At 70.4% G+C, this 26,478-nt stretch carries 28 protein-coding genes; 13 read left to right on the plus strand and 15 right to left on the minus strand.

Annotated features, from left to right (window positions below):
• Window positions 1-22 precede the first annotated feature (22 nt).
• From rhaS to ACFZCY_RS33910, 6 genes are all read left to right on the plus strand, one after another.
• Window positions 23-1,159 carry a rhamnose ABC transporter substrate-binding protein gene (gene rhaS / locus ACFZCY_RS33885; RefSeq protein ID WP_391181986.1) on the plus strand — a complete coding sequence of 379 codons (1,137 nt, stop codon included), beginning with the start codon at window positions 23-25 and terminating at the stop codon, window positions 1,157-1,159.
• A gap of 11 nt (window positions 1,160-1,170) precedes the next feature.
• Complete coding sequence (locus ACFZCY_RS33890) at window positions 1,171-1,509, plus strand: L-rhamnose mutarotase (RefSeq protein ID WP_391181989.1); 339 nt, start codon at window positions 1,171-1,173, stop codon at window positions 1,507-1,509.
• A 20-nt stretch (window positions 1,510-1,529) separates the two neighbouring features.
• On the plus strand, window positions 1,530-2,957 hold the full coding sequence (locus tag ACFZCY_RS33895; protein WP_391181992.1) for a BNR-4 repeat-containing protein: 1,428 nt from the start codon (window positions 1,530-1,532) through the stop codon (window positions 2,955-2,957).
• Between the two features lie 4 nt (window positions 2,958-2,961).
• Entirely contained in the window at window positions 2,962-3,990 is a 1,029-nt protein-coding gene (locus tag ACFZCY_RS33900) for a substrate-binding domain-containing protein (RefSeq protein WP_391181995.1), read from the plus strand.
• 133 nt (window positions 3,991-4,123) lie between these two features.
• Entirely contained in the window at window positions 4,124-5,623 is a 1,500-nt protein-coding gene (locus tag ACFZCY_RS33905; protein WP_391181998.1) for a glycosyl hydrolase family 28 protein, read from the plus strand.
• A 129-nt stretch (window positions 5,624-5,752) separates the two neighbouring features.
• A complete protein-coding gene (locus tag ACFZCY_RS33910) occupies window positions 5,753-6,772 on the plus strand; it encodes a substrate-binding domain-containing protein (RefSeq protein ID WP_391182278.1) in 1,020 nt (339 codons plus the stop codon).
• 21 nt (window positions 6,773-6,793) lie between these two features.
• Here the strand turns inward: ACFZCY_RS33910 and ACFZCY_RS33915 are convergent, their stop codons facing one another.
• A complete protein-coding gene (locus tag ACFZCY_RS33915) occupies window positions 6,794-7,873 on the minus strand; it encodes an NAD(P)-binding domain-containing protein (RefSeq protein ID WP_391182000.1) in 1,080 nt (359 codons plus the stop codon).
• 7 nt (window positions 7,874-7,880) lie between these two features.
• Window positions 7,881-8,192: a hypothetical protein gene (locus ACFZCY_RS33920; RefSeq protein ID WP_391182002.1), complete on the minus strand. Its 312-nt coding sequence runs from the start codon at window positions 8,190-8,192 to the stop codon at window positions 7,881-7,883.
• Between the two features lie 234 nt (window positions 8,193-8,426).
• Here ACFZCY_RS33920 and ACFZCY_RS33925 point away from each other — a divergent pair, with 234 nt between their 5' ends.
• Genes ACFZCY_RS33925 through ACFZCY_RS33935 form a run of 3 tightly spaced genes read left to right on the plus strand, consistent with a single transcriptional unit; the run spans window position 8,427 to window position 9,620 of the window.
• Complete coding sequence (locus ACFZCY_RS33925; RefSeq protein WP_391182005.1) at window positions 8,427-9,257, plus strand: Scr1 family TA system antitoxin-like transcriptional regulator; 831 nt, start codon at window positions 8,427-8,429, stop codon at window positions 9,255-9,257.
• Between the two features lies 1 nt (window position 9,258).
• Window positions 9,259-9,468 (plus strand): DUF397 domain-containing protein, encoded by a 210-nt coding sequence (locus tag ACFZCY_RS33930; RefSeq protein WP_391182007.1) that lies wholly within the window; start codon window positions 9,259-9,261, stop codon window positions 9,466-9,468.
• An 8-nt stretch (window positions 9,469-9,476) separates the two neighbouring features.
• Window positions 9,477-9,620 (plus strand): DUF1330 domain-containing protein, encoded by a 144-nt coding sequence (locus ACFZCY_RS33935; RefSeq protein ID WP_391182009.1) that lies wholly within the window; start codon window positions 9,477-9,479, stop codon window positions 9,618-9,620.
• A gap of 121 nt (window positions 9,621-9,741) precedes the next feature.
• On the opposite strand, the gene ACFZCY_RS33940 is transcribed toward ACFZCY_RS33935, so the two are convergent.
• The 8 genes from ACFZCY_RS33940 to ACFZCY_RS33975 form a co-directional block, all read right to left on the minus strand.
• Window positions 9,742-10,389 (minus strand): WHG domain-containing protein, encoded by a 648-nt coding sequence (locus tag ACFZCY_RS33940; protein ID WP_391182012.1) that lies wholly within the window; start codon window positions 10,387-10,389, stop codon window positions 9,742-9,744.
• A 5-nt stretch (window positions 10,390-10,394) separates the two neighbouring features.
• A complete protein-coding gene (locus ACFZCY_RS33945; RefSeq protein WP_391182015.1) occupies window positions 10,395-11,291 on the minus strand; it encodes an SDR family oxidoreductase in 897 nt (298 codons plus the stop codon).
• Window positions 11,288-12,523 (minus strand): cytochrome P450, encoded by a 1,236-nt coding sequence (locus ACFZCY_RS33950; RefSeq protein ID WP_391182018.1) that lies wholly within the window; start codon window positions 12,521-12,523, stop codon window positions 11,288-11,290. Before ACFZCY_RS33950 ends, ACFZCY_RS33945 begins: the two co-directional genes overlap by 4 nt.
• A 328-nt stretch (window positions 12,524-12,851) precedes the next feature.
• Window positions 12,852-14,015: an LLM class flavin-dependent oxidoreductase gene (locus ACFZCY_RS33955; protein ID WP_391182022.1), complete on the minus strand. Its 1,164-nt coding sequence runs from the start codon at window positions 14,013-14,015 to the stop codon at window positions 12,852-12,854.
• Window positions 14,015-15,049 carry an aliphatic sulfonate ABC transporter substrate-binding protein gene (locus tag ACFZCY_RS33960; protein ID WP_391182024.1) on the minus strand — a complete coding sequence of 345 codons (1,035 nt, stop codon included), beginning with the start codon at window positions 15,047-15,049 and terminating at the stop codon, window positions 14,015-14,017. The genes ACFZCY_RS33955 and ACFZCY_RS33960 overlap by 1 nt, the downstream gene beginning before the upstream one ends.
• 51 nt (window positions 15,050-15,100) lie before the next feature.
• Window positions 15,101-15,868 (minus strand): ATP-binding cassette domain-containing protein, encoded by a 768-nt coding sequence (locus ACFZCY_RS33965; RefSeq protein ID WP_391182027.1) that lies wholly within the window; start codon window positions 15,866-15,868, stop codon window positions 15,101-15,103.
• Window positions 15,841-16,653, minus strand: a complete 813-nt coding sequence (locus ACFZCY_RS33970; RefSeq protein ID WP_391182029.1) for an ABC transporter permease subunit — start codon at window positions 16,651-16,653, stop codon at window positions 15,841-15,843. Before ACFZCY_RS33970 ends, ACFZCY_RS33965 begins: the two co-directional genes overlap by 28 nt.
• A 90-nt stretch (window positions 16,654-16,743) precedes the next feature.
• A complete protein-coding gene (locus ACFZCY_RS33975) occupies window positions 16,744-16,827 on the minus strand; it encodes a putative leader peptide (RefSeq protein ID WP_370593019.1) in 84 nt (27 codons plus the stop codon).
• Window positions 16,828-16,928: 101 nt separating this feature from the next.
• Between ACFZCY_RS33975 and ACFZCY_RS33980 the strand changes: the two genes are divergently transcribed.
• Window positions 16,929-17,348: a YjbQ family protein gene (locus ACFZCY_RS33980; RefSeq protein WP_391182031.1), complete on the plus strand. Its 420-nt coding sequence runs from the start codon at window positions 16,929-16,931 to the stop codon at window positions 17,346-17,348.
• A 25-nt stretch (window positions 17,349-17,373) separates the two neighbouring features.
• On the opposite strand, the gene ACFZCY_RS33985 is transcribed toward ACFZCY_RS33980, so the two are convergent.
• From ACFZCY_RS33985 to ACFZCY_RS33995, 3 genes are read right to left on the minus strand one after another with little or no spacing between them, the layout of a single operon-like run.
• The gene (locus tag ACFZCY_RS33985) at window positions 17,374-18,090 is read right to left on the minus strand and encodes an FAD:protein FMN transferase (protein ID WP_391182282.1); all 717 of its coding nucleotides are present in this window, start codon (window positions 18,088-18,090) and stop codon (window positions 17,374-17,376) included.
• A gap of 43 nt (window positions 18,091-18,133) precedes the next feature.
• Complete coding sequence (locus ACFZCY_RS33990; RefSeq protein ID WP_391182034.1) at window positions 18,134-18,595, minus strand: FMN-binding protein; 462 nt, start codon at window positions 18,593-18,595, stop codon at window positions 18,134-18,136.
• Window positions 18,596-18,618: 23 nt separating this feature from the next.
• Window positions 18,619-19,986: a ferric reductase-like transmembrane domain-containing protein gene (locus ACFZCY_RS33995; RefSeq protein ID WP_391182038.1), complete on the minus strand. Its 1,368-nt coding sequence runs from the start codon at window positions 19,984-19,986 to the stop codon at window positions 18,619-18,621.
• A gap of 147 nt (window positions 19,987-20,133) precedes the next feature.
• On the opposite strand from ACFZCY_RS33995, the gene ACFZCY_RS34000 reads away from it, so the two are divergent.
• Together ACFZCY_RS34000 and ACFZCY_RS34005 are read left to right on the plus strand one after the other, a co-directional pair.
• Complete coding sequence (locus tag ACFZCY_RS34000; RefSeq protein WP_391182041.1) at window positions 20,134-20,868, plus strand: response regulator; 735 nt, start codon at window positions 20,134-20,136, stop codon at window positions 20,866-20,868.
• Window positions 20,865-22,346 carry an ATP-binding protein gene (locus tag ACFZCY_RS34005; protein WP_391182044.1) on the plus strand — a complete coding sequence of 494 codons (1,482 nt, stop codon included), beginning with the start codon at window positions 20,865-20,867 and terminating at the stop codon, window positions 22,344-22,346. The genes ACFZCY_RS34000 and ACFZCY_RS34005 overlap by 4 nt, the downstream gene beginning before the upstream one ends.
• A gap of 66 nt (window positions 22,347-22,412) precedes the next feature.
• On the opposite strand, the gene ACFZCY_RS34010 is transcribed toward ACFZCY_RS34005, so the two are convergent.
• Entirely contained in the window at window positions 22,413-24,515 is a 2,103-nt protein-coding gene (locus ACFZCY_RS34010; RefSeq protein ID WP_391182047.1) for a non-reducing end alpha-L-arabinofuranosidase family hydrolase, read from the minus strand.
• A gap of 257 nt (window positions 24,516-24,772) precedes the next feature.
• On the opposite strand from ACFZCY_RS34010, the gene ACFZCY_RS34015 reads away from it, so the two are divergent.
• Window positions 24,773-25,423, plus strand: a complete 651-nt coding sequence (locus ACFZCY_RS34015) for a hypothetical protein (protein ID WP_391182050.1) — start codon at window positions 24,773-24,775, stop codon at window positions 25,421-25,423.
• 81 nt (window positions 25,424-25,504) lie between these two features.
• Here the strand turns inward: ACFZCY_RS34015 and ACFZCY_RS34020 are convergent, their stop codons facing one another.
• Window positions 25,505-26,464 carry a helix-turn-helix domain-containing protein gene (locus ACFZCY_RS34020; RefSeq protein WP_391182052.1) on the minus strand — a complete coding sequence of 320 codons (960 nt, stop codon included), beginning with the start codon at window positions 26,462-26,464 and terminating at the stop codon, window positions 25,505-25,507.
• Window positions 26,465-26,478 lie beyond the last annotated feature (14 nt).

The following is a 26,478-nucleotide window of genomic DNA, read 5'->3' on the forward strand; positions in this document are numbered from 1 at the left end:
GATACAGCCTGAAAGGTCACCCATGATCCAGCGCTCCGCCCTCCCGTCACCCGCCACCACCCTCAAACGAGGCGCTGCGCGCCGCAGCCATATTCCAAGGCGCCGCGCCGCCGCCACCGCCGTCGCGGTCTGCGCCCTCGCCGTCACCCTCGCCGGCTGCGGCGGCACCACCAAGAAGGACACCGACAACAGCGGTCCCGCCAAGAGCGATGCCAAGGCGGACCCCGACGCGCCGCTGAAGAAGGGGCTGAAGCTCGCCTTCCTGCCCAAGCAGATCAACAACCCGTACCTGAAGATCCTGGACACCTCGGGGATCGGCGCCGCCCGGGAGTTCGGCGGCAAGGGCAAGGAGGTCGGCCCGTCCGACGCCAGCGCCTCCTCCCAGGTGTCGTACATCAACACCCTGGTCCAGCAGCGGCAGGACGCCATCCTCATCGCCGCCAACGACCCCAACGCGGTGTGCGGCCCGCTCAAGCAGGCCATGAAGAAGAACATCAAGGTCGTCGCGTACGACTCGGACACCGCCCCGGCGTGCCGCCAGGTGTTCATCAACCAGGCCAGTTCGGAGGAAATCGGCCGCAGCCAGGTGAAGCACCTGGCGAAGCAGCTCGACTACAAGGGCGAGATCGCGATTCTCTCGGCCACCCAGAACGCGACCAACCAGAACACCTGGATCGGCTTCATGAAGGACGAGCTGAAGAAGCCCGCCTACAAGAACATGAAGCTGGTCAAGACGGTGTACGGGGACGACGACGACCAGAAGTCGTTCCAGGAGACCCAGGGCCTGCTGAAGGCGTACCCCAAGCTCAAGGGCATCATCTCGCCCACCACGGTCGGCATCGCCGCGGCCGCCCGCTACATCAGCGACTCCTCGTACAAGGGCAAGGTCGTGCTGAACGGCCTCGGCACGCCCAACCAGATGCGCAAGTACGTCAAGGACGGCACCGTCGAGCAGTTCGCGCTGTGGGACCCCAAGAAGCTGGGGTACCTGGGCTCGTACGCCGCCGCGGCGCTCGCCTCCGGGCAGATCACCGGGGCCGAGGGGGAGAAGTTCAAGGCCGGGAAGCTCGGTGAGTACACGATCGGCAAGCAGGGCGAGGTCATCCTCGGCCCGCCCACCGTCTTCGACAAGTCCAACATCGACAAGTTCCACTTCTGAGGCGGTCGGCGATGCGGCGTGTGTGTTTTCTGCTGAAGGTCCGCCAGGAGCGGCTGGCCGAGTACCGCCAACGGCACGAGGCCGTGTGGCCGGAGATGCTGGAGGCGCTTTCCGAGGCCGGGTGGCACAACTACTCGCTCTTCCTGCGGGAGGACGGGCTGCTGGTCGGCTATCTGGAGACCGAGGACTTCGCGGCGGCGCAGGCCGCGATGGCCGCCACCGAGGTCAACGCACGGTGGCAGGCCGAGATGGCGCCATTTTTTGAGAATGAGGGGGGCTTTGAAGCCTTGGACGGCGCCAAGCCGGATGAGGCCATGACACCGCTCACCGAAGTGTTCCACCTCGCTTAAGGACACGGAGACCTACGGATATGAGACCCCTGGCCGTAGCCGTGCTGGCCACTGCCCTCCTCACCGCCGCCACCCCGGCCGGAAACGCGGCCGCCGCTGCCCCGAGCGCCCCCGGCCCGGCCGTCAGCAAGGTCGCCGACACCCAGCTCGACCCGAAGGCCATCTACTTCGAGTCGTACAACGGCCTGGTCAACAACAACGCGTTCCAGAAGAACGGGCTGCTCACCTACAAGGGCTATCAGTACGCCGTCTGGTACACCGCCGACCGCACCGCCGTCATCGGCCGCCGCGCGCTGGGCCGGGCGGACTGGCAGACCGTCCGGCTGGCGCACCAGCTCACCGCCGACGACTCCCACAACGTGATCTCCATGGGGATCTCGCGCGTCGACGGCCGGCTGCACCTCAACATGGACTCGCACAGCAGCGGCTTCTTCTACGTGAAGTCGGTGGCCGGGCTGCTGGACGACCCCGCCGGACACGCGTGGAACAGCGCCCAGTTCGGCGCCGTGCAGACCACCCTGGACGGGCTCGCGCTCACCTCCCGGTTCACGTATCCGCAGTTCGTGGCCACCCCCGAGGGCCGCCTCCAGCTCAGCTACCGGGTCGGGGTGTCCGGGAACGGCCGCAACGCGCTGGCCGAGTACGACGGCACCAAGTGGACCGCGCTCGGCGAATGGTCCGCGTCCACGGGCACGTACACCAGCGAGCACGGCTCCAGCACCGCCCGCAACATGTATCTGCACGGCATCGACTACGGCGCCGACGGCCGACTGCACGCCTTCTACACCTGGCGCGAGCAGAACAACGCGGTGATGTGCAATGCCGGTGGCCTCACCAACCACGACACCGGCTACGTCTACAGCACCGACCGCGGCCGCACCTGGCGCAACGCGGCGGGCACCGTGGTCGGCACCACCGGCGGCGCCGACCAGGTGACCGTGAACGACACCGGCACGGTCGTCGATCCCCTCAACCCCGACCACTCGCTGATGAACCAGGAGAGCCAGGCCACCGACTCCGCCGGGCGCCCGCACGCCGTCATCAGCTACGTCCCCGGCCGCTTCGGCCAGTGCACCACCGACTACGTGGCCGACCGGACCACGAACGGCCGCGCCTTCCACCTCTTCAAGGACGCCGCGGGCGCCTGGAAGAAGACCGAGATCCCGGTGGCGCTCAACTCCAGCCAGCGCACCCACCTGGCCTTCGACAAGTACGACAACGCCTACGCCGTCATGCCCTACGGCCGCATCGTCGCCGCGTCCAGCGCCTCGGGGTACACCGACTGGAAGACGCTCTTCGACGGCAGCGGGCTGAACGCCTTCGGCGAGGTCGTCGTGGACGACACCCGCCTCGCCCAGGACGGCGTGCTGTCGTTCATGTACCAGCGGAAGTCGAGCGGCACCACGCCCTCCGCCCTCCGCGTCATCGACTTCCGACTGCCGGGGTAGGGGGTTGCGAGCCCATGCGGTAGGCATCAAGGAGGTGGCGAAGGAGGCCGGGGTGTCGGTCGGCACGGTCTCCAACGTCATCAACCGCCCGGATTCGGTGTCCGAGGAGACCCGGGCCCGGGTGCTGTCCACCATCGAGCGGCTGGGGTACGTACGCAGCGAGTCGGCGCGTCAGCTGCGCGCGGGCCACAGCCGCATCGTGGGGTTGCTGGTGCTCGACATGGCGAACCCCTTCTTCGTGGACGTGGCGGGCGGCGCCGAGCGCGCGGCGCGCGAGGCGGGCCTCGGGGTGATGGTGTGCAACAGCGCGCAGAGCGCCGAGGAAGAGGCCGACTACCTCTCGCTCTTCACCGAGCAGCGGGTGCGCGGCGTCCTCGTCACCCCCGCCGACGCCACCGGCCGCAACCTGGCGTCGTTCCGGCGGCACGGCATTCCGTTCGTCTTCGTCGACCGCGAAGTGCCCGCCGCCGAGGGCTGTTCGGTGTCGGTCGACGACATCGAGGGCGGCGCGCTCGCCGCCCGCCACCTCCTCGGCCAGGGCCATCGCGCGCTGGCGTACGTCAGCGGCCCGATGCACCTCGCCCAGTGCCGCGACCGCCGCACCGGCGCGCTGAACGCCCTGCGCGAGGAGGGGGTCGCCGAGACCGCGCTGCGCCATGTGGAGGTGGAGCGGCTGGACGTGGCGGGCGGCCGGGACGCGGGGGCGCGACTGCTGGGCATGGCGCCGCGCCCCACGGCGGTGTTCTGCGCGAACGACCTGCTGGCGCTGGGGGTGTTGCAGGCGCTGTACGCGGCGGGGGTGTCGGTGCCGGGCGAGGTGGCGCTGGTGGGTTACGACGACATCGAGTTCGCGGCGGCCGCTGCGGTGCCGCTGACGTCCGTACGCCGGCCGGCGTTCCGGATGGGGCGTACGGCGGCGGAGCTGCTGATCGACGAGACGGGTGAGGGGTCCGATGACCATCGCCACCGGCGGATCGTCCTACGACCCGAACTCGTCGTCCGAGGATCGAGCCTGACCCGGCTGCGCGGCTGACCAAGTCCGGATTCGCGACGTCCATTGACACCTTCGACGGGCTGAGTACATTCCACGATGGTCTGAACCTTTCGGCGCATACATCGGATCACCGTGAAGTGAACATCCAGCGATATGCGAAGGAGAAGGAACAGTGAAGAGAATCGCCGCGTCAGCGGCGCTCATCCTCGCCATCGTCTTCGGGTCCGCCCAGGCGCCCACCCTGGCCGCGCCCCTCGCCAAGCCCGCAGCCACCTTCGACGTCAAGGACTACGGGGCGAAGGCCGACGGGTCCACCAATGACACCGGCGCGATCGAGAAGGCCGTCAACGCGGCGGCCGCCGCCGGAGGCGGGATCGTGGAGTTCCCCTCCGGACAGTACAAGTCCAAGAACACCGTGCACCTGAAGAGCAACGTCACCCTCCAGCTCGACTCCGGCGCCACCATCCTCGGGTCCAGCGCGGACACCTACGACAAGCCCGAGTCCAACCCGTACGACGACTACCAGGACTACGGGCACAGCCACTTCCACAACGCCATGTTCTACGGCGACAAGCTCACCAACATCGGCTTCACCGGCTCCGGCACGATCGACGGCGCCGGCAACCTCATCACCGGCAACCCGGATTCCGGAGAGGCAGACAAGATCATCTCACTGACCCGCTGCAAGGGGCTCAGCCTCAGCGGGATCACCCTCCGCCGCGGCGGCCACTTCGCGGCGCTCACCAACGGCTGTGACGGCGTGACATCCGACCACCTCACGATCGACACCGCGAGCGACCGCGACGGATGGAACGTCATCAGCACCACCAACGCCACCATCACGGACGCGAACATCGCGGCCAACGACGACGCGCTCGTCTTCAAGAGCGACTACGCCCTCGGCGCCAAGCTCCCCAACGGTCATGTGAAGGTGCGGGACAGCAAGCTCTCCGCGAAGTGCTGCAACGCCCTGATGTTCGGCTCCGAGACCTGCGGCGACTTCACGGACTACGACTTCCAGGGCATCACCATCAACGGCGCGGACAAGTCCGGTCTCGGCATGGTGTCCATGGACGGAGGCGACATCTCCGACGTCCACTACCGCGACATCACCATGAAGAACGTCCACTCGCCCATCATGCAGAAGATCGGGACGAGAAAACGCTGCGGAAACAACCCGGGCGTCGGCCACATCAGCGGCATCACCTACGACAACATCACCGGCACCGGCAACAGCCCCTCCTTCAGCCCCACGCTGTGGGGCGAGTCGGGAAGCAACCACATCAGCGACGTCACCTTCACCGGGGTCGACCTGACCGTGCCCGGCGGCAACGGCACCATGTCCACCGGCGTACCCGGCAACGACGCCAAGGACTACAACCCGAAGAGCATCGGCACCCGCCCCGCCTTCGGCTGGTACCTCCACAACACCGACCGCATCACCTTCACCGACAGTTCGGTGCGGTTCGCGAAGGACGACGGCCGTCCGGCGGTGATCGCCAACAACGGCGGAGATCTGCGCTTCGACCACTTCATCGCGCAGCGCGGCGACGACAGCCCCGCCGACCTCATGTTCCAGAACGTCGGCGGATACTGCCTGACCGGCAGCGCCAACACCTCCGGCGGCGCGCTGCGCGTCAGCGCCGACGGATCCACCGAGAACTGCCCGTAACCCTCTGGCCTCCATGGCCGGGGGCGCACCCGCGGCGGGGCTGGAGGAATTCTCCGCCGCCCACGCCATAGCATGGGTCCCGCGGCCGAGGTGGGCCGCGGAAAGGCGGAGGCCGAGGTCGTGGGACGCATGGTGGGGATCAAGGACGTCGCGCGGCAGGCGGGAGTGTCCGTCGGCACCGTCTCGAACGTGATCAACCGGCCGGAGATGGTCGCCGAGGGCACCCGCGACCGGGTGCAGGCCGCGATCGAGCGGCTGGGTTACGTACGCAGCGAATCCGCGCGCCAGCTGCGCGCCGGGCGCAGCCGGATCATCTCGCTGCTGGTGCTGGACATGGCGAACCCCTTCTTCGTGGACGTGGCCAGCGGCGCCGAGCGCGCCGCCCGGGACGCGGGCCTCGGCGTCATGGTGTGCAACAGCGCGCAGAGCGCCGACGAGGAGGCCGACTACCTGGGGCTCTTCGCCGAGCACCGGGTGCGCGGCGTCCTGGTGACCCCCGCCGACGCCACCGGCGGCAACCTGGAGAACTTCCGCCGCCACGACATCCCCTTCGTCCTCGTCGACCGCGAGGTGCCCAGCGCCGACGGCTGTTCGGTCTCCGTCGACGACATCGAGGGCGGCGCGCTCGCCGCCCGCCACCTGATCGCTCAGGGCCACCGCGGGCTGGTGTACGTCAGCGGCCCGATGCACCTGCCGCAGTGCCAGGACCGCCGCGCCGGGGCGCTCGCCGCGCTCGCCGAGGAGGGCCTGCCGCCGGAGGCGCTGCTGCACATCGAGGCCGAGCGGCTGGACGTGGCGGCGGGCCGCGACGCCGGTGCGCGGCTGCTGGGCATCTCGCCCCGGCCGACCGCGGTGTTCTGTGCGAACGACCTGCTGGCGCTGGGTGTGCTCCAGGCGCTCTTCGCGGCCGGGGTGTCGGTGCCGGGCGAGGTGGCGCTGGTGGGGTACGACGACATCGAGTTCGCGGCGGCCGCGGCGGTGCCGCTGACCTCGGTGCGCCAGCCCGCGTTCCGGATGGGGCGTACGGCGGCGGAGCTGCTGATCGAGGAGACGGGCGAGGACGCCGACGCCCACCGCCACCGGCGCATCGTCCTCCAGCCGGAACTGGTCGTACGGGACTCGACGCTGGCGCCGAAGCCGGGCGCGTGAGCCGCGGGCTGTTCCCGCCCGTCAGACCGCAGCCGGGACGGAGGCGGCGTCCAGCAGCGCCCGGATCTCGCGTACGGCGGCCCGGCCCGCCCGGTTCGCCCCGATCGTGCTCGCCGACGGCCCGTACCCGACCAGGTGCACCCGCGGATCCCGGACGGCCCTGGTCCCCTCGACGGCGATCCCGCCGCCCGGCTCGCGCAGCCGCAGCGGGGCCAGGTGGTCGATCGCGGCGCGGAAACCGGTGGCCCAGAGGATGACGTCCGCCGCCACCGTGCGACCGTCCGCCCAGCTCACCCCGTCCGGGGTGATCCGGTCGAACATCGGCAGCCGGTCCAGCACGCCCCGTGCGCGGGCCCGCTCCATCGCCTCCGTCATGGGCAGCCCGGTCACCGACACCACGCTCTGCGGAGGCAGCCCCCGCCGTACGCGCTCCTCCACCAGCGACACCGCGGCCCGCCCCTGGTCCTCGCCGAACGGACCGCTGCGGAACACCGGCGGGCGGCGGGTGACCCAGGTGGTCGCGGCCGCCACGTCGGCGATCTCCAGCAGATGCTGCACCCCGGACGTCCCGCCCCCGACCACGACCACCCGCTGCCCGGCGAACGCCTCCGGCCCCGGGTACTGGGCCGTGTGCACCTGCCGCCCCCGGAAGGTCTCCTGCCCCGGGTAGCGCGGCCAGAAGGGGCGGTCCCAGGTGCCGGTCGCGTTGATCAGCGCGCGGGCGGACCACGTCCCGGCCGAGGTCTCGACCAGCAGCCTGCCGTCGTCGGTGTCGCGTACGGCGGTGACGTGGACAGGGCGGACAACTCGCAGGTCGAAGGCGCGCTCGTAGCGTGCGAAGTACGCCGGGATCACCTCGGACGACGGCCGCTCGGGGTCGGCATCGTCGCTGGTCAACCGCATCCCGGGCAGGTCGTACATCCCGTGCACCTTGCCGTACGTCAGCGACGGCCACCGGAACTGCCACGCGCCGCCGGGGGCGGGGGAGTGGTCGAGCACCACGAACCCGGTCTCTGGTTCGTACCCCGCCCGCCGCAGGTGATAGACGCTGGACAGCCCCGCCTGCCCGGCGCCCACGACCACGACCTCCACGTTGTTCATGCTTCTACTAACTCGGCTCCGGCGCCGGATCTTCCCGGTCCTCCAGCCGCATGCCCCGGCTCTCGGCCACCCGCAGCGCGTCATGCAGCGCCTCGGCGAGCCGGTGCCCCACGAAGCGCAGCTCACCGGCGTGCGCCTTGCGGTCCCGGAGGAGCGGGCGAGCGTGCGCCAGCAGCTCGGCTCCGGTGCGGAGCTGCACCGTCTCCATCTCGTCGGCGAGCCGTGAGATGTAGCCCGCGCCGGAGTCGTCGGAGACGAGGTAGCAGGGCTTGCCGTTCTCTGCGGGCCAGGGGAGGAGGCGTGGGCGTGGGGATGGCATGGGGCGGCTCCATGGAAGGGGGACGTGATGGCGGAAACAGCTTCGAGGCTGTGAGAGTTGTCCTGCAAGAGCGATTGAAATTCTCGCTTGAGATGGCATATATGACCGAGTGAGCTGTTGTCAGAACACGGCGGATTCCCGGTGCCAGACTCTGAACTCGCACCACGACATGGCAGACTCAACCCACCGGGAGGCGTACTCGTGGCAGCACCAACAGGACCCACTGTCCGTCGCATGCAACTCGGCCACGAACTCAAACAATTGAGGGACAGAGCCGGATTCACCCTGGCGGAGGCGGTGGATGGGTTGACGTTCTCCCCTTCGAAGCTCCACCGAGTGGAGAATGGCCTGACCGGGCTCAAGACAGCCGCGGAACTCCGGATCCTGCTGGACCGATATGGGGTTGACGACGAGGAGGATGTGGAATTCCTTCTCGACGTCCACCGGGAGTCGAGCAACCGGGGTTGGTGGTCCGTCTACCGCAACGTCATGCCGTCCGGGATGGCGCTGTACGTCGGCCTGGAGACCGGCACCCGCAGTAGCCGCGCCTGGCAACCGAACGTGGTTTTCGGCCTGCTGCAGACCGAGCGGTACGCCCGGGAGATGTTCCTGTCCGCCAAACCCGTGCACGAGTACACGACTGAGTTCGTCGAGCGCAACACCCAGATCCGTATGGAACGCAAGAAGGCGTTGCACCGCAGGGGCGACCCGCTGGAGCTTTGGGTCGTCCAGGACGAAGCCGCGCTGCGCCGGGTGCTCGGTGGTCCCGACGTGATGCGTGAGCAGTACGAGGAGATCGAGCGGCTCGCCCAACTCGACAACGTGACAGTGCAGATCCTCCCGATGGCCACCGCGACCTACCGCTCGGCCTCCAACTTCAGCCTGTTGGACTTTGGTGTCCCGCTGCCGACGATCGTGCAAATCGATGCGGCCCAGGGGACGGAGATCAATGACAAGGACACGGCTGTGTGGTCCTTCACCCGCAGGTTCGACGCTCTGCGGGCGGGCGCCCTCGCCCCATCCGAGACACCGGCATTCCTGCAACGACTAGCCCGAGAGGTTTGAGATGACCCGCCTGGCACGCGATATCGCCCCAGAGAGCTGCTGGATCAAGTCCTCCTACAGCCAGAACGAGGGAACCGTATGCGTGGAGATCGCCCACCTCACCCACACCGCCGAGGTCGGTATCCGCGACTCCAAGGACAAGACCGGCCCCGCCCTCGTCGTCCCGGCCGCCGCCTGGGCCGAGTTCGTCACCGAAGCCCGAAGGAGCTGATGCAGAGCATGCCGGCGTACGTAATCTCCGAGGTCGAGGTGGTCGATGAGCCGCGAGCCGACACCTACCGCGAGCTGGCGGCCGCGTCGATCGCCCGCTACGGCGGCCGCTACCTCGCACGGGGGCGTCAGCCGTTGGTACGAGTGGCCTGAGTACGCCGAGGCGCTGGAGATCCGCAAGGACGCCCTCAACCGCAGGCTGCTGTTCGTCGACGGCGGGCCCTGACTCGCGGGGCCGGTGCGAAGCTCCACGGTGCGGGTCTGCCGACAGCGGTCACCGGCGTGCGTCGCGCAGGAGCGTGTCGACGATGCGGTCGACGAAGACGGTGAGGTCCCGCGCATCGTGCCGCTCGAACGTGGAGGTCCACAGGGCGAAGCGGCCGAAGAGGGCGGACCACAGGTGTATCGCGGTCTGTTCGGCGCCGTCCGGCCAGTCCAGCCCCGCATTTTCGCAGGTGTGGATGGCGTCCAGCCACTGCTGCCACAGCAGGCGGGCCGGGTGGGTCTGGTCGGGCTCGCCGAAGCTTGAGGAGTTGTGGCCGAACATGAGGCGGATGACGCCGCGCTCGGTGCGGGCGAAGGTGCAGAAGGCGTTCGCCTGGGCGCGGAGGCGTTCGCCGACGTCGGCTCCGAGGGCAGCGGCCTCGGTGTCGGCGTCGCGCATGGCCGCGACGACACGCTGGTAGCCGTCCTCGGCAACGGCGCGGGCGAGTTGGTCCTTGTCGGCGAAGTGCAGATACATGCTCTGAGCGGCGATGCCGACTTCGCGTGCCACCTCCCGGAGAGACACCGGGAGGTGGTTGTCGGTGAGCTTCTGGTCGAGGAGCCGCGCCACGGCAGCCAGAATGTCCGCGCGGAGCCGGTCCCCCTGGCCGCGGGGATTGCGCCTGCGGGTGGTGTCGGCCGCGGTGTCCTCGTTCATGGATCTCATTCTGCGGTACCCGGGGGGCCGTGCGGATTCCCGGTGCCCTGTCGGGGTTCGGCGAGGTGCGGCAGCATGGCCAGTGCGGTGACCGCGGTGGTGCCCGCGTCCACCGGTATCACCGCGCCGGTGATCCAGCGTGATTCCGCACCGGCGAGGAAGAGGACCGCCCAGGCGAGATCCCAGGCCGTGCCCTCGACACCGAGCAGGTTGGCGGCGCGGCGCATCCGGCGGCCCTCTTCGCCGCCGTGGTCGCCGATGGGGGTGTGCAGGTGGCCGGGTACGAGGCAGTTGACGCGGATGTTGTCCCGGCCCCAGCTGTAGGCCAAATCGATGGTCAGCGACTGGAGCGCGCCCTTGCTGGCCCCGTACGCGCCGCTGCCGAATCCGCGGACGGCCGCGATGGAGGAGACGTTGACCACGGATCCCCCACCGCCGCGCACGAGGTGGGGGTGTGCGGCGCGGGCCACCTGCATGGCCGCGGTGACGTTGAGGGCGAAAACCCGGTCCCAGCCCGCGCGTGTGGTGGCCGCGATACCGCCCTCGCCGCTGATGCCCGCGTTGTTGACGAGCGCGTCCAGGCGTCCGGCCCGGTCCGCGAAGTCGTCCACCGCGGCCCGTGCTGCTTCCTCATCGGTGATGTCCGCGGTGAGGGCGATCGCCCGGCCGCCGCTCTCCTCGATGCGCCTCACGGTGTGCTCCGCGCGCTCACCGCTGATGTCGAGGATGCCGACGGTGGCACCCTGGGCGGCCATCAGGATCGCCGTGGCCGCTCCGGTGCCCAGGAAGTCGCCCGAGCTTCCGGCGCCGGTCACCAGCACGGTTTTGCCCGGCAGACGGGTGCCGTGGCCGTCGGCGTGCCCGCCGACCTCGAACGACTGGTTCTCCGGTGTGCCGCTCACCAGGTGACCGGGAGGGACGTGAGGCCGTAGACGATGGAGTTCTTCTTGAACGGCAGCTCGTCCTCGGCGACGGCGAGCCGCAGGCCGGGGATGCGTTCGAAGAGCCGTGGCCAGGCGACCTGCATCTCCACCCGCGCCAGGTTCTGGCCCAGGCACTGGTGGGTGCCGAAACCGAACGCCACGTGGTGGCGGGCGCGGCGGCCGATGTCGAGCGTGTCCGCGGGGCACTCGCCCTCGTCGGCGCCGAAGGCACGCGGGTCCCGGTTTCCGGCGATGAGGGAGACGATGACCCCTTCGCCCTTACGGACGAGCTGCCCGCCCACCTCGACGTCTTCGAGGGCCACGCGTCGTGGATCGGTGGAGACGATGCTCCAGTAGCGGAGCATCTCCTCCGCGGCACTGGGAGCCAGCTCGGGATGGGCCCGCAGCCGGTCGCGCTGGCCGGGGTTGAGCAGGAGCGCGACCGTCCCCAGACCCAGCATGTTGGCGGTGGTCTCGTGCCCGGCGCCGACCAGGATCCCGACCAGAACGGGCAGCATCTCCGGTGTGAACCCGTCCGGGCCGGTGTGGTCGGCCAGCAGCCGACTGATCATGTCGTCCGCGGGTTCACGCCGTTTGCGCGCGACGAGGGCCGCGTAGTACTCGAACGCCTCCCGCTGCGTCCGTGCGCGCTCCTCGTGGCTGACGTCCAGGTCGGTGCCGGCGTTGGCGTGGCGCTCGAAGAGTTCGTGGTCCTCGTAGGGGACGCCGAGGATGAGGCAGATGGCCCGGGAGGGCAGGGGAAGCGCGAAGTCCCGGACGAAGTCCGCCTGTCCGCCCTTGGCGAGCATGGCGTCGATCAGCTCGTCCGTGATCTCCAGCAGCTTCTCGCGCAACGCCCGGGTGCGCTTGACGCTGAACTCCTTGGTGAGCATCTGCCGGAGGCGGACGTGCTCGGGGTCGTCCAGGCGCAGGAACAGACCGCCCTCGTGTTCGGGCTGGTTGGAGTGGACCAGCGGGAAGCCGGGATGGCGCACGTCGGCGCTGAAGGACGGGCTGGAGAGGACAGCGCGGATGTCCGCGTGCCGGGTGGCCAGCCAATGCCTGGAGCCGTCCCAGATGGTGACTTTGTGCAGACCGCCGGCTTCCCGGAAATCGGCGTGCCGCGGTGGCGCGCTGAACGGACAGGTGCGGGGGGCGGGGAAGAACGGTGCTTCCTCGGTGGAAGCGGGCTCGGATGCGGTGGTCGTCATGTCGCCTTCCTCGTCCAAGAGCTGATGCTTCGGCGGGGGAGCCGACGCGGTGACCACAGAAGCGGGCCAGGAGACTCGGACGAGTACGGGCTTGGCGCGGCGAGCACCGATGGCCGGGGATCCCGCGGCCGAACCATCGGGCACGACGATCCGGCGAAGCCCCTCAGCATCCTCGTCCCGTAGGGCTTTCCGTTCCCACTCAAGGTCACGTGTGTCACCTTACGAGTGTCACCTTACGGGTGCAAGGGAGCCAAGTCGCCGTCGGTGGACCAGAACTGGAGCCGCCCAGCGGCGCCCGGAGGCGCCGCTGGGCGGTGAGCCTCGTCCGTCAGCGGCCCCCGGCGACCAGCAGCGGTGCGGCGCCCGTCCCCGGGGCCGGGCGGGCGTCCGTCAGCAGGCCGCGTGCCGCCAGCTCCGGGGTCACGCCCTCGCCGAACCAGTACGCCTCCTCCAGATGCGGATAGCCCGACAGCACGAAGTGCTCGATGCCCAGCGCGTGGTACTCCTCGATCCGGTCGGCGATCTCCGCATGGCTGCCGACCAGCGCCGTTCCCGCGCCGCCGCGCACCAGCCCGACCCCAGCCCACAGATTGGGCGCGATCTCCAACTGGTCGCGTGAGCCGCCGTGCAGCGCCAGCATCCGCTGCTGGCCGACCGACTCGCTGCGCCCCAGCGCCTGCTGCGCGGAGGCGATTGTCTCCGGGTCGAGGTGGTCCAGCAGCCGGTCGGCGACGGCCCACGCCTCGTGCGAGGAGTCGCGGGCGATGGTGTGCAGCCGGATGCCGAAGCGGACCTCGCGGCCCTCCCGCTCCGCCAGGCCCCGGATCCAGTCGATCTTCTCCTTGACCTGGGCGGGCGGTTCGCCCCAGGTGAGATAGACGTCCGTGTGCCGGGCGGCGACCGGTCCGGCGGCCGGGGAGGAGCCACCGAAGAAGATCTGCGGCAGCGGGTCGGGCGGCACCGCGGTCAGCCCGCCCCCGATCCGGTAGTGCTCGCCGTCGAAGTCGTAGGGCTTGCCGCCCCACACACCCCGGACGACCTCCAGGAACTCCGCCGTGCGCGCGTACCGCTGGTCGTGGTCGAGATGGTCGCCGAAGCGCCGCTGCTCGGCGGAGTCGCCGCCGGTGACGATGTTGAGCAGCAGCCGCCCGCGGGTGATCCGCTGGTACGTGGCGGCCATCTGCGCCGCCAGCACCGGTGAGATCAGCCCCGGCCGGAAGGCCACCAGGAACTTCAGCCGTTCGGTGTGCTGGGCGAGCGCGGCCGTCGTCAGCCACGCGTCCTCGCACCAGGTGCCGGTCGGGGTGAGCACCGCCTCGAACCCCAGATGCTCGGCGGCCTTGGCGATCTGCGTGAGGTAGTCGATGTCCGGCGTCCGGACACCGCTCACCGGGGTGATGCGCGAGCGGTCGCCACCGCTGTAGGCGTGCCGGTCGACGAGGGTGCGCCCATCGCCGCCCGTCGGCAGGAACCAGTGCAGGCGGACGGACATCAGGAGCCCTTTCCGAAGGTGCGCGGCGCGGTGCTGGACGGCGGCAGACCGCCGTTGAAGCGGGTGTCCACGTAGTCGGCGAAGTGGAAGCGGCGCGGGGTGAGCTTCAGCTCGGCGAAGGTGTCCGCGATCTCCTGCTCGGAGGCGATGGCGGACTTGTCGACGGCGGTGTACACCCGGGTGCCGTTGGTCCGCTTCACGGCGTCCAGCGCCACCTCGTACGGCAGCCCGGTCTCCCGGCCCCACACCTTGGCCCACGCCTCGGGGTGCTTGTAGACCCACTTCTGGGCGCGCCGCAGCCGCTCCAGGTAGTCCTTGATGACCTTCGTCTTCTTCTTGTCGTCGAGGGAGGAGGGGTTGGCGACCTGGAAGTTGAGGCCGTTGGTCACGCCCTTGCCGGTGGTGAGGACCCGCGCGTGGGTCTGGCGCTGCGCCTGGGCGGTGTACGGGTCCCAGATGGCCCAGGCGTCCACCTTGCCGCGGCTGAACGCGGCCAGTGCGTCGGCGGGCTGCAGGTAGCTCACCTTGACGTCCTTGATGGACAGGCCGACCTTACGGAGCGAGGCGACCAGCTGGTAGTTGGCCGAACTGCCCTGTGCCACCGCCACCGTCTTGCCCTTGAGGTCGGCGGTCTTCTTCAGCGGCGAGTCCTTCCTGACCAGGATCGCCTCGCCGTCGGTCGTACCGTGCTTGGCGCCGACCACCTTGATGTGGGACTTGGCGGCCGCGGCGAAGACCGGTGGGGTGTTGCCGACCCCGCCGATGTCCACCGCCTTGGCGCTGACCGCCTCCAGGATCGGCGGACCGGAGGTGAACGTCGACCATTTGATCTTGTAGGGCAGGTTCTTCAATTCGCCGGCGGCGCGCAGCACCGCCTCGTCGTTGCCCTTCTGGTCGCCGACGTTGAGGGTCACATCGCCCTTGCCGTCGGTGTTGCCGGCGGCGCCGGACTTGTCGGCCGAGTGCGAGCTGACGCATGCGGACAGCAGCAGGGGGAGAGGGAGGAGCAGGGCGGGGACGATACGCCGTCGCATGGCAGCGGGTTTCCGTTCGTGAGGGACGTACAAAGAGGGTGTGAGGTGCGGTTACGCGACCTTCTCGACCTCGGCCGGCTCCGGGGCTTCCACGCCCAGCCGGTCCAGCAGTTCGGTGCGCAGTTCGGCGAGGTACGGATCGGCGATGTCACGCGGGCGGTCGCGGTCCACCCGGATCTCGTGCGCGATGACACCGCCGTCCATCACCAGCACCCGGTCGGCGAGCAGCAACGCCTCCTCGACGTCGTGCGTCACCAGCAGCACCGCGCAGCCGCGGCTCTGCCACAGGTCGGCCACCAGCCGCTGGGCCGTGATCCGGGTGAGCGCGTCCAGCGCGCCGAACGGCTCGTCGAGCAGCAGCAGATCGGGTTCGCGCACCAGCGCCCGGGCGAGCGAGGCACGCTGCGCCTCGCCACCGGACAGCGTCTTGGGCCAGGCGTCGGTCCGGTGGCCGAGACCGACCTCCCGGAGCGCCTTCTCGGCGACGTCCCGCCCGGGGCGGCCGGGAAGCCCGAGCAGCACATTGCGCCACACCCGCTTCCACGGCATCAGCCGCGGCGCCTGGAAGGCGACGGCCTTGCGCCGCGGCACCAGCACCTCGCCCTCGATCTCCCGGTCGAGCCCGGCCAGTACGCGCAACAGCGTCGACTTGCCGCAGCCACTGCGGCCGAGGAGCGCCACGAACTCGCCCTTCCGGACGGTCAGTTCGAGGTTGTCGATGACGGCCCGGCCGTCGAAGGAGCGGGTGAGCGAGCCGACCCGTACGGCCGCGTCAGTCGTCTCCCGGTGTGTCACTTGCCGGTGAAGGTCGGTCGCCATTGCAGCAGCAGCCTCTCCAGAGTGCGGACGATGAAATCGGCGAGCAGGCCGAGGACGGCGTAGACGATGAGGCAGACCACGATCACGTCGGTCTGGAAGAACTCCCGCGCACGGTTGAGCAGGAAGCCGATCCCGTCATCGGCGTTGATGGTCTCGCCGAAGACCAGCGCCAGCCAGGCGGTGGCCAGCGAATACCGCAGCCCGGTCATGGCCCCGGGCAGCGCCCCCGGCAGCACCACATGGCGGATCAGCCCCCAGCGCCCGAGCCCGAGGGAGTTCCCGGCCTCGATGAGCTGCGCGTCCACGCCGCGGATGCCCGCGTACACGTTCAGATACAGATGGAAGGCGACACCGAGCGCGATCAGCGCGATCTTCGGCGCCTCGCCGATGCCCATCCAGATGATGAACAGCGGGATCATCCCGACCCAGGGGATGCTGCGCAGCATCTGCACGGTCGCGTCGACCAGGTCCTCACCGAGCCGCGACAGACCGGAGATCAGCGCCAGCCCGACGCCGACGACCCCGCCTATCAGCAGCCCGTTCAGCACCCGCTGCACCGACACCAGCATGGCGTGCGGCAGCGTGCCGTCCTGGAACAGGCCGGAGGCGGTACCGGCGATGGTGCCGGGCGAGGCGAGCGCGTCGGAGGGCAGCACGCCGGTCGCGCTGCACACCTGCCAGAGCACCAGCAGAAACAAGGGACCGGTCGTGCGGCGCAGCCAGCGGGGTACGGTGCGGCGGCGCGCGGACAGGGGCACGACCGGTTCGAGAAGAACCGGGGACACTTCGGGCTCCAGAAAAGGGGTACGCCTCGGTACCCGCGCGACATCAGCGCGGCACGGCGAGAGCGAGAAGGAGAGAGAGGTGAGAGAAGGTCAGCAGGCGCCGGGACACGTGGCGGACGCCACCCGCAGCAGGTCGATGTGACCGCGCGTGGTGAGCAGGGCTGACGTAGACATGCCCCTGAAGCTAGCCAGCGGGTCCGGCCCGGGTCAACGCCGTCTTGCCCCTCGGACCTTTGTTGCGGCAGTTTTACAGCAGCACGTACGAGGATGGAGTCATGGCTACTTTCCGCACCCACACGCTCGACATCACCACCGGCACCTCCGAGACCGTCGCCGACCTCACCGCGGACTGTGAGGCGTATCTGCGCGAGGTGGCTCAGGGCGGCGATGGCCTGCTCAATGTGTTCGTCCCGCACGCCACTGCGGGTATCGCGATCCTGGAAACGGGCGCCGGCAGTGACACCGACCTCCTCGCCGCCCTCCGCGACCTCCTCCCCGCCGACGACCGCTGGCGCCACCGCCACGGCTCCCCGGGCCACGGCCGCGACCACGTCCTCCCGGCCATCGTCCCGCCCCACGCCACGCTCCCCGTCCTCGGCGGCAGGCTGGCCCTCGGCACGTGGCAGTCGGTGTGCCTGGTCGACACGAACCGGGACAACCCCAACCGTCAGGTCCGGTTGAGCTTCCTGGGCTGACCGAGCCCGTCACGCTGTATGTGCGTCAGGCCCCGGGGAAACCGGCGGTGCTCCAGACCTCGCCCGTCACGGTGATGCCCAGCGCCTCGTACCCGTCCAGCGCCTCGGTCCAGGCGCGGGCCCCGGTGCCCATGGCGAACGCGGCCGTGGCGTAGGCGTCGGTCCGGGTGAGGCCGGGGCCGGTCAGGGTGAGGGAGGCCAGGGCGGTGGCGGGCTCGCCGGTGTGCGGGTCCGTGACGTGGGTGCCGCGTTCGGCCGTTCCCGAGGTGGCGACGGCCAGATCGCGGCCGGTGACCACGGCGGCCAGCTCGCCGGGGCGGGTGGGGTGGGCGATGCCGATCCGCCACGGTGTGCCGGGGGCGGCCTCGCCGCGCGCCTGGATGTCGCCGCCGCCGTTGACGCACGTGTTGGGCGCGCCCGCCTCGTACAGCATCTGCGAGGCCCGTTCGATCGCCCAGCCCTTGACCATCCCGGACGGGTCGAGCCGGCCGGCCGGGGTGTGGCTGAACCAGCCGCCGGTGGCGCCCGCCGCGTCCTCGCACAGCGCGAACACCTCGGCCACCTCGGGCCGGTACCGCTCCGGGACCGGCTCGCCGCGGCCGAGGCGGCTGATCGCGCTGTCGGGCCGGTAGGTGGAGAACACCTCGTCCACATGGTGCAGCCAGGCCACGGCCTCCTTCAGGGCCTGGTGGACGGATGGGGTGACCGGGTCGCGGAGGTCGAAGGAGAACACCGTGCCCATGGCGTGCTCGACGTGGCGCAGTCCCCGCGCGGGGGCGGACGCCTCAGACACCGGCCTTGTCCAGTGCGCTCTGCAGGGACCGGGTGTACCCCTCGCTGGTGTAGGTGGCGCCGGAGACCGCGTCGATGTGCGCGCTCTGGGCGCTCAGCGCCTCACGGGTGAGCTGTGGCACGGCAGTTGCGGCGATCTCCTGGGACCGGGGCCGGTCGGACGGTGTCCGGAGCGCCTTGACCTCGGTGATCCTGCCGCGCGAGAGCGTGACGGACACCTGGACCGGCCCGTACGAGGTGTTGATCACGCTTCCCGTGAAGGTGCCGGAGGTGCCGGAGGCGCCGCCCGGGGTGTGGGTGGCGGACGGGGAGGGCGAGGCGGATCCGGTGCTGGACGGCGATGCCGACGGTGAGGACCCCGCCACGGTCGCGGCGGGGCTCTGGTGCGGTTTGAGCGACAGCAGCAGGATCACTCCCGCCACCGTCGAGACGGTGGTCACGGCGGCTTTGCGCACGGCCTGGCTCCTGTTCATCGAGGTCAGAACGAGAACGACTCGTGGTGGATGTGCCGACGCGGCACCCCGGCCCCGCGCAGGGCCGTGACCGCCACCTCGGTCATCGCGGGCGGCCCGCACAGATAGACGTCGCGCTCGGCGAGATCGGGCACCAGACCGCGCAGCGCCTCCGGGGTCAGCGGTGAGGAGTACGCGGCGGGCTCGTCGACGACGTAGTGGACGGCCGCCCCGCGCGCGGCGGCGAGCGCGTCGATCTCGCCGCGCAGCGCCAGGTCCTCGGGGCGCCGGGCCCGGTAGATCAGGGTCACCTCGCCGGGCAGCGTCTCGAAGAGCGTGCGCAGCGGGGTGATGCCCACACCGCCGCCGAGCAGCAGGGTCTTGGCGGCACGCCGGCGGCGCGCTGTGAAGGCCCCGTACGGCCCCTCGGCCAGCACCCGCGTGCCGGGCCGCAGCCGGGCGAGCGCCGCGCTGTGGCCGCCGGACGCCTTGACGGTGATGCGCAGGTACGCCGGGTGCGGGGCGGCGGACAGGGAGTAGGGGTTGGCCGCCCACCACATGCCCCGGGCCAGGAACCGCCAGCGGAAGAACTGGCCGGGCTCGGCGCGCAGCTCCTCCAGCCCGCTGCCCGACAGGTACAGCGACACGATGCCCGGGGCCTCGGGCCGGACCTCGGCGACGTACAGCCGGTGGCGCAGCGCCCGGCGCACCGGGACGGCGAACCGGTACCAGGCCAGCAGCGCCGCCACCCCGAGGTAGAGGCCGTACCAGGCGAGCTGGGCGGGGCGGTTGCCGGTGAAGTCGGCGCCGTTGGAGAGCTGGTGCCCGAAGACCAGGAACACCGCCAGATAGGTCGCGAAGTGCAGGAAGTGCCAGGTCTCGTACGCCACCCGGCGGCGCACCGCGCGTGCGGACACGATCCCGGTGATCAGGAACAGCAGGAAGCCGATCGTGCCCTTGAGCAGGTCCGGGTAGTGGAGGACCAGGGTGGTGGTCTGATCCACGACGCCGGTGTGCGATTCGAGGGAGTAGCCCCAGATGATCAGCAGGACATGGGCGGACGCGAGGGAGATCGTGTAGCGGCCGCCCATGGCGTGCCAGCGGGCCAGCCGGTCGGTGCCGACGGCACGGTCCAGCAGCGGTACCCGCGCCATCAGCATCAGCAGCATCGCGCACGCGTAACCGGCCAGCAGCCCGGTGATCCGTCCGGCGCCGGTGACCCAGCCCGCGGCGCCGACCACGGAGGTGGTGTCGCTCCACCACAGCGCCAGGACGGCGGCGGCCCCGCCCCAGATCAGCAGGTGAGCGAGGGCCGGGACGGGGCTGGGCGGGCGTGGCGCCGACCGGGAGGGGCGGGCCATGGCCGGGGCCCGCGGCGGTGTCGTCATGGTCATGGGAGTCCTCTCGGCGGATGGCCCGGCCAGACTCCCCGGCGAAGCTCTGAGGACCCTATGAACGGCCCCGGGCGCCTCGGATTCAGAGGAAACTCAGAGGAAGGGCGGACCTCGGCACGGCGCGGCACGAGGGATGCTTGATTCATCATGGATACGCACACCACCGGCCGTTTTCTGCTGCGGCCCGACGGCGCCCGGGTCCGCGTCCTCGTCGTCGACGACGAGCCCGATCTGACCGAGGTGCTGTCGGGGGCGCTGCGCTACGAGGGCTGGGAGGCCCGTACCGCCGCCGACGGCGCGTCCGCGCTGGCTGCCGTACGGGCCTTCCACCCGGACGCGGTGGTGCTCGACTGGATGCTGCCGGACACCGACGGGCTCGCGCTGCTGCGCGCGGTGCGGGCGGAGCTGCCGGACGTGTGCGTGCTGTTCCTGACCGCGCGCGACGCGGTGGAGGACCGGATCGCGGGGATCACGGCTGGCGGCGACGACTACGTGACCAAGCCGTTCAGCCTGGAGGAGGTGCTGGCCCGGCTGCGCGGGCTGCTGCGCCGGGCCGGGATGGCCCGGGAGCCCGGCGACGACCGGCTGGTGGTCGGGGATCTGGTGATGGACGAGCAGGCCCGGGAGGTGACCCGCGGGGGAGTGGCCGTGGAGCTGTCCCGCACCGAGTTCGAGCTGCTGCGGTTCCTGATGCGCAACCCCCGGCGGGTGCTGTCCAAGGCGCAGATCCTGGACCGGGTGTGGAGCTACGACTTCGGTGGCCAGGCCCATGTGGTCGAGCTGTACATCAGCTATCTGCGCAAGAAGATCGACGCGGGGCGGGCGCCGCTGATCCACACCGTGCGCGGGGTCGGCTACGTCTTGAAGGCGGAGGCTCCGTGAGGCGGCCGCTCCTGGCAGGACCGGCCCGGTGGCTTCTCCGTACGCTGCGTGCCCGGCTGACCGCCGGGCTGGTGGTGCTGCTGGCGGTGGCGTCCCTGACGGTGGGGCTGACCACGGTGTTCGCCCTCGAAGGGTTCCTGGTGCGCCGGCTGGACCAGCAGCTCACGGCGGCCGGCGGCCGGTTCCCGGCCAGCCTGGAGCACGCCGAGCGGCCCCCGGACGCCGACAACCGGCCCGACACCCGTGGCCAGTCGGACCGCACCTTCGGGGCCCGGCTGCTGCACGGCACGACGACCGACGCGGCGGTGGTGCGCGACCAGACGGATGCCGCCGTACCGCTGACCGGCGCCGACCGGCGGGTCCTGGCGGGGGTGCCGGTGGACGGCGGCGGCCACACCGTGCACCTGTCCGGGCTCGGCGGCTACCGGGTGGCCGCGGTACGGGGGGACGACGGCGACGTCCTGATCACCGGCCTGCCGCTGCGCCCGGTGGAGGAGACCGTGCACCGGCTGGAGACCGTGGAAGCCGTGGTCTTCGGCAGCGCGCTGCTGGTCACCGGGGTGGCCGGGGCGCTGTGGGTACGGCTGTCGCTCCGGCCGCTGCGGCGGGTGACCACGACCGCCGCCGGAGTGGCCGAGCTGCCGCTCGCCAGCGGTGAGGTGGCCATGCCCCCGCCCGTACCGGACGCCGACCCACGCACCGAGGTGGGGCAGGTGGGCACCGCACTGAACCGTATGCTCGGCCACGTCGGGGACGCGCTGGCCCGCCGCCAGGCGAGTGAGGAACGGCTGCGGCACTTCTCCGCGGACGCCAGCCACGAACTGCGCACCCCGGTGGCCTCCGTCCGTGGCCACGCCGAGCTGGCGCTGCGCCACCCGGGGCCGGTACCGGAGGAGGTGCGGCACGCGCTGGAGCGGATCCAGGCCGAGTCGGAGCGGATGTCCACGCTCGTCGACGATCTGCTGCTGCTCGCCCGGCTGGACGCGGGGCGGCCGCTGGCCCGCCGCCCGGTGGATCTGACCCGGGTGGTGCTGGACGCGACGGGCGACGTGCGGGCCGCCGGGCCCGGCCACCACTGGACGCTGGAGCTGGCCGAGGAGCCGGTGACCGTGCTCGGCGACGAGCACCGGCTCCAGCAGGTGATCGGCAATCTGCTGGCCAACGCCCGGACCCACACCCCGGCCGGAACCCGGGTCACGGTGCGGCTCGCGGTGGCGGACGGCCATGCCGAGCTGACGGTGGCGGACGACGGTCCGGGCGTCCCGGCCACGCTCCAGGGCGAGGTGTTCGAGCGGTTCGCCCGCGCCGATCCCGGCCGGTCGCGGGCGGGCGGCGGTACGGGTCTGGGGCTGGCGATCGTCCGGGCCGTGGTCGCGGCGCACGGCGGCACGATCACGCTGACCAGCAGGCCGGGAGCCACCGTCTTCCGGGCCCGGCTTCCCCGCCGTACCGCGCCGCCCGCTCCGGGCCTCCTGTAGACCGTGCGGACGGTGCGGGCGCGGGACCGGCCCGGTCCCGCGCCTGTGTGCGGTGTTGCCGGTGGATCAGCAGGTGGAGTTGGTCTGGGTGAGCAGGCCGAGGCGCCAGGGCAGGCTGTTGTAGTCGCCACCGGCGTTGGGGTCCTTGCCCTGGTAGAGGTACTGCAGCCGGCACGGGTTGATGGTGAGGGTCTGGTCGGTTCCGGCGCGGATCATCTCGCCGTGGCTGATGTCCTTGGTCCAGGTGCCCGCGGGGAAGGCGGTGTTGCTGGCCCGGGCCAGGGGGTTGCTCTCGGAGGCGGCCAGGGGCGTCCACGAACCGGCGATGCTGCCGGAGGTCCAGGACCGGAAGTAGCGTTTGCCGTCCGATCCGATGGCTTCGACGATCAGGAGGTACTGGTTGCTGTCCTGCACCTTGTAGACGTTGCTCGCTTCGAACATCGCGTATTTGTTGGAGTCCTGGGCCGCGATGACGGTGTTGGTGAATCCGTTCGGGAACTGGGCCAGGGTCGTCTGCGAGCGGTACAGATGTCCGTTGTCGTCGGAGGAGAACAGGTAGCAGTTGGCGCTGTCACAGATCACCCACATGTCCACCCAGTAGCCGTTGCCGATGTTCTGCTTGATGATGTCCGGCATCGAGGAGTAGAAGTTGCGCGGGGCGCTCCAGCCGTTGGGGTTGCTGATGTCGGAGTTGGTGGAGTACGAGGCGTTGCCCGTCTGGTACACCAGGTACCACTTGTTCTGCGGCGCGAAGTAGAACACCTGCGGCGCGGCCCGGTAACCGGTGCCGATGGCTGTCCGGTCCAGGTAGTAGTGGGTGGCCGAGGCCGCCTGGGACCAGTCGGTGAAGCTCAGGTACACCAGGCTGTACCCGGAGGAACTGGCCACGCTGGCGAAGACGTGCCACTTGCCGTTGTAGCGGACCACGGTCGGGTCCTTGAGCCCGGCGATGTTGTGGGTGGCGTCCGGCTTCGGGGACATCAGGATTCCGCTGGAGTTCCACCGGAAGCTGCTGGGCAGCGAGGCGGCCGGTGCGGGCGTGGCCTTGGTGGTGACCGCGGGGGTGCCGCCGAGCGCGGTCAGCGTGGCGTTGTACGCCGCCTTCTTGTTGCCGTTGTTGTCGAAGAGCAGGGGGTTCTCCCCGGCGCGCCAGGAGTCGCGGTCCCGGATGCCCCAGACCGTGATGCCGGTGCAGCGCGGGACGTTCATGCAGGCCCGGACCGTGTTCGTGTACGCGTTCGCCGGCGCCTGCGCGATGTCCAGCTCGGTGATCTGCACGTCCACGCCGAGGGCGGCGAAGTTGGACAGGGTGGTCTGGAAGCTGCTGGGCGGTCCGCCGGTGCCGAAGTGGGCCTGGAAGCCCACGCAGTCGATGGGCACCCCGCGCGCCTTGAAGTCGCGCACCATGCGGTAGACGCCCTGGGTCTTCGCGTCGGTCCAGTTCTCGATGTTGTAGTCGTTGTAACAGAGCTTGGCCGCCGGGTCGGCCGACCGGGCGGTGCGGAAGGCCTGCTCGATGAAGCCGTCGCCCAGCAGGTTCTGGAACACCGAGGCGCGGTGCTGACCGCTGCCGCCGTCGGCGAACGCCTCGTTCACCACGTCCCAGGCGTAGATCTTGCCCTTGTAGTGGGACACCGTGGTGGTGATGTGGTTGTTCATCACGCTGCGCAGGGTGTTCGCGTCGCCGATGGAGCTGACCCAGCCGGGCAGTTGGGAGTGCCAGACCAGGGTGTGCCCCCGTAGGCGCTGGCCATGTGAGGTGGCCTGGCCCACGATCTGGTCGGCGGGGCCGAAGTTGAACGAGCCGCGGGACCGCTCGACGGTGTCCCATTTCATCTCGTTCTCGGGCGTGACCATGTTGAACTCACGGTTCAGGATGGCCGAGTACGTGCCGTCGCCGAGCTTGCCCGCGGCCACGGCGGCCCCGAAGTACCGCCCGGACTGGGCGGCCTGCGCGCCCAGGGTGGAGGCTCTGACGGAGCCGGTCGCCGACTGGCCCTGAGCCGCCTGCCCTTGAGCCGCCTGCTTCTGAGCCTTCTGCTCCTGAGTCGTCTGCTCCTGAGCGGGGCCGGTCGCGGCACTCGCGGTTCCGGCCATCGTCATGACGGTGGCGGCCAATAACCCGAGCACCGAGGCTCGGCGTCGGCCGCGTCGTTGGGTAAGGGGCATGTCTCTCCTCGATGAGTCAGAGAGTGGGAGCGCTCCCATGTGACGTTCCATCCTGACATGAACACGACTCTCATGGAAGCGTTCCCACCGCTCATCGGTGACACAGCACAGCACCCTGAGACGCCTCGGCTCGCCCCTCCGGTGGTGAACCGTTCGGCGGCCCGTATCGTCTCCATGGTCGATGTGGTGTCTCGGCGAGAGATGCCTCGGGGTGACATCGGACCGTATGGATGTCTACTGGAAGGACCCCTGAAAGGGTGTCAGTGCGTTACGGAAACAGGGCCGCCGGCTGGATCGCGGGGGCCGCGGTGGTGGCGGCCGTCGTGGGTGTCACGGGCTGCTCGAAGGAGGCGGAATCGGAATCCGGCGCGGAGAAGAACCCGGCGGCGAACAGTTCGACCGCTGCCGAGCCGGGGAAGGCGCAGCAGGGAGAGAAGAAGGGGGAGGGTTCGGCGGATTCGCAGTCCTCGGCCCCCCGCCATGCCACGGCCGAGGAGGCGGTTGCCACGTGGGTGACCGCGGTCATCAAGGGGCAGCCGAAGCGGGCGTGCCTGGTGATGGCGCAACCGGCCACCGGTTCGTCGTCCGCTCAGCCGGGCACCCCCTCGCGGTGTAACAGCAACGCGCCCGAGGCACGGGAAATGCGCAAGAACGTCGGGCGGTTCCGTGAGTCGTTCACGCCCAAGCAGTCCACGGGTGAGCCGAAGGTGAACGTCGCCAAGGTCCCGGCCACCGGTGACAAGACGGTGGTTCCCGCCGACAAGGTCACCGTCGACGGGCAGACGCTCGACAAGGTCATCCTGTCGAACTCCACCGGGCTGAAGCCGGGGCAGTTGGACGTCAAGGTGGAGTCCACCAAGATCGACGACGCCTGGTACGTGAGCAACGTCGACTTCAACATCGGCTGATGTCGTGACCCGGCGCCTCTCCGCCCGCCTGTGCTTCCGGTGGGCGGAGAGGCGCGCTCGCGTCGCGGAGGTGACGCGTCGTCATGAGTCGTGGAGCGTCCGGCGTGGTGACCGGCCGTACGCCTCCCGGTAGACGGCGGCGAAGCGGCCCGGGTGCCAGAAGCCCCACCGGGCGGCGATCTCGGTGACGGTGGCCTCCCCCTCGGGGGTGGCGTTCAGCAGGTCGTGGTGGGCGCGGGAGAGACGTACCCGGCGCAGATGGGCGAGCGGCGTGGTGTCCAGATGCCGGCGGAAGGCGTACTGCAGTGCGCGCACGGTGACGCGTGCCGCGGCGGCGATGCCCGCGACGGTGACGGGCCGGTCGGCGTGGTCGTCGATGTAGGCCAGAGCGCGGCGCAGCATGGCCGGGTGCGCGTCCCGGCCGTCCGACGCGGTGGGCTCGGTGAGCGCGGTGTTGGGGAACGTGGTCAGGACGCTCGCGGCCAGGTGCTGCGCGGCGGTGGAGGCGACCAGCGGCTGCCCGGCCACGGCGGGCTCGCTCAGGACATGGTCGCGCACGTAGACGATCGTCTCCCGTAACCGCCGCGCCGCGGCGGGGGAGTGGGGTCGGTGTCCGATGAGGCGGACCGGGCCGGTATCGGCTCTGTCGGCGGTGGCGGCCACCTGATCGAGCAGGGCGGGGTCCAGCATGGTGATGTTGTAGCGGGCGCTGCAGATGCGTCCCGCGTAGGGCAGCTCCGGCGGGGCGAACGACACCACGTCACCGGGGCCGAACGAGTCCTCGACCCCCTGGAACGTGTGTTTCTGGATGGTGCCCTCGTGGACGAGGCACAGACAGATCCGGCCCAGCGGCGTGACGGCGTAGCTCATGTCGAAGTTCAGATCCAGCTCGTCGATGCTGAGGGAATCGATGGCGCTGCGCGAGACGCGCGCCCGGCTGGTCTCCGGAGTGCCGTTGCCGATGTGCATCTTGGCGTAGGCGCGGCTGAGGAACTCCTCGGTCTGTTCGAGGTCGTCACTGTCGAAGGTGAGGGTCTGCATGGTGGCGTTGTCCG

Source organism: Streptomyces sp. NPDC007983, assembly GCF_042958345.1.
Lineage (GTDB): Bacteria > Actinomycetota > Actinomycetes > Streptomycetales > Streptomycetaceae > Streptomyces.

Bases quoted from the DNA above. Each gene is read 5' to 3' on its own strand.
- rhaS (WP_391181986.1), top strand. From the start codon at position 23: ATGATCCAGCGCTCCGCCCTCCCGTCACCCGCCACCACCCTCAAACGA.
- ACFZCY_RS33890 (WP_391181989.1), top strand. From the start codon at position 1,171: ATGCGGCGTGTGTGTTTTCTGCTGAAGGTCCGCCAGGAGCGGCTGGCC.
- ACFZCY_RS33895 (WP_391181992.1), top strand. From the start codon at position 1,530: ATGAGACCCCTGGCCGTAGCCGTGCTGGCCACTGCCCTCCTCACCGCC.
- ACFZCY_RS33910 (WP_391182278.1), top strand. From the start codon at position 5,753: ATGGTGGGGATCAAGGACGTCGCGCGGCAGGCGGGAGTGTCCGTCGGC.
- ACFZCY_RS33915 (WP_391182000.1), bottom strand. From the start codon at position 7,873: ATGAACAACGTGGAGGTCGTGGTCGTGGGCGCCGGGCAGGCGGGGCTG.
- ACFZCY_RS33920 (WP_391182002.1), bottom strand. From the start codon at position 8,192: ATGCCATCCCCACGCCCACGCCTCCTCCCCTGGCCCGCAGAGAACGGC.
- ACFZCY_RS33925 (WP_391182005.1), top strand. From the start codon at position 8,427: ATGCAACTCGGCCACGAACTCAAACAATTGAGGGACAGAGCCGGATTC.
- ACFZCY_RS33930 (WP_391182007.1), top strand. From the start codon at position 9,259: ATGACCCGCCTGGCACGCGATATCGCCCCAGAGAGCTGCTGGATCAAG.
- ACFZCY_RS33935 (WP_391182009.1), top strand. From the start codon at position 9,477: ATGCCGGCGTACGTAATCTCCGAGGTCGAGGTGGTCGATGAGCCGCGA.
- ACFZCY_RS33940 (WP_391182012.1), bottom strand. From the start codon at position 10,389: ATGAACGAGGACACCGCGGCCGACACCACCCGCAGGCGCAATCCCCGC.
- ACFZCY_RS33950 (WP_391182018.1), bottom strand. From the start codon at position 12,523: ATGACGACCACCGCATCCGAGCCCGCTTCCACCGAGGAAGCACCGTTC.
- ACFZCY_RS33955 (WP_391182022.1), bottom strand. From the start codon at position 14,015: ATGTCCGTCCGCCTGCACTGGTTCCTGCCGACGGGCGGCGATGGGCGC.
- ACFZCY_RS33960 (WP_391182024.1), bottom strand. From the start codon at position 15,049: ATGCGACGGCGTATCGTCCCCGCCCTGCTCCTCCCTCTCCCCCTGCTG.
- ACFZCY_RS33965 (WP_391182027.1), bottom strand. From the start codon at position 15,868: ATGGCGACCGACCTTCACCGGCAAGTGACACACCGGGAGACGACTGAC.
- ACFZCY_RS33975 (WP_370593019.1), bottom strand. From the start codon at position 16,827: ATGTCTACGTCAGCCCTGCTCACCACGCGCGGTCACATCGACCTGCTG.
- ACFZCY_RS33980 (WP_391182031.1), top strand. From the start codon at position 16,929: ATGGCTACTTTCCGCACCCACACGCTCGACATCACCACCGGCACCTCC.
- ACFZCY_RS33985 (WP_391182282.1), bottom strand. From the start codon at position 18,090: ATGGGCACGGTGTTCTCCTTCGACCTCCGCGACCCGGTCACCCCATCC.
- ACFZCY_RS33995 (WP_391182038.1), bottom strand. From the start codon at position 19,986: ATGACCATGACGACACCGCCGCGGGCCCCGGCCATGGCCCGCCCCTCC.
- ACFZCY_RS34000 (WP_391182041.1), top strand. From the start codon at position 20,134: ATGGATACGCACACCACCGGCCGTTTTCTGCTGCGGCCCGACGGCGCC.
- ACFZCY_RS34010 (WP_391182047.1), bottom strand. From the start codon at position 24,515: ATGCCCCTTACCCAACGACGCGGCCGACGCCGAGCCTCGGTGCTCGGG.
- ACFZCY_RS34020 (WP_391182052.1), bottom strand. From the start codon at position 26,464: ATGCAGACCCTCACCTTCGACAGTGACGACCTCGAACAGACCGAGGAG.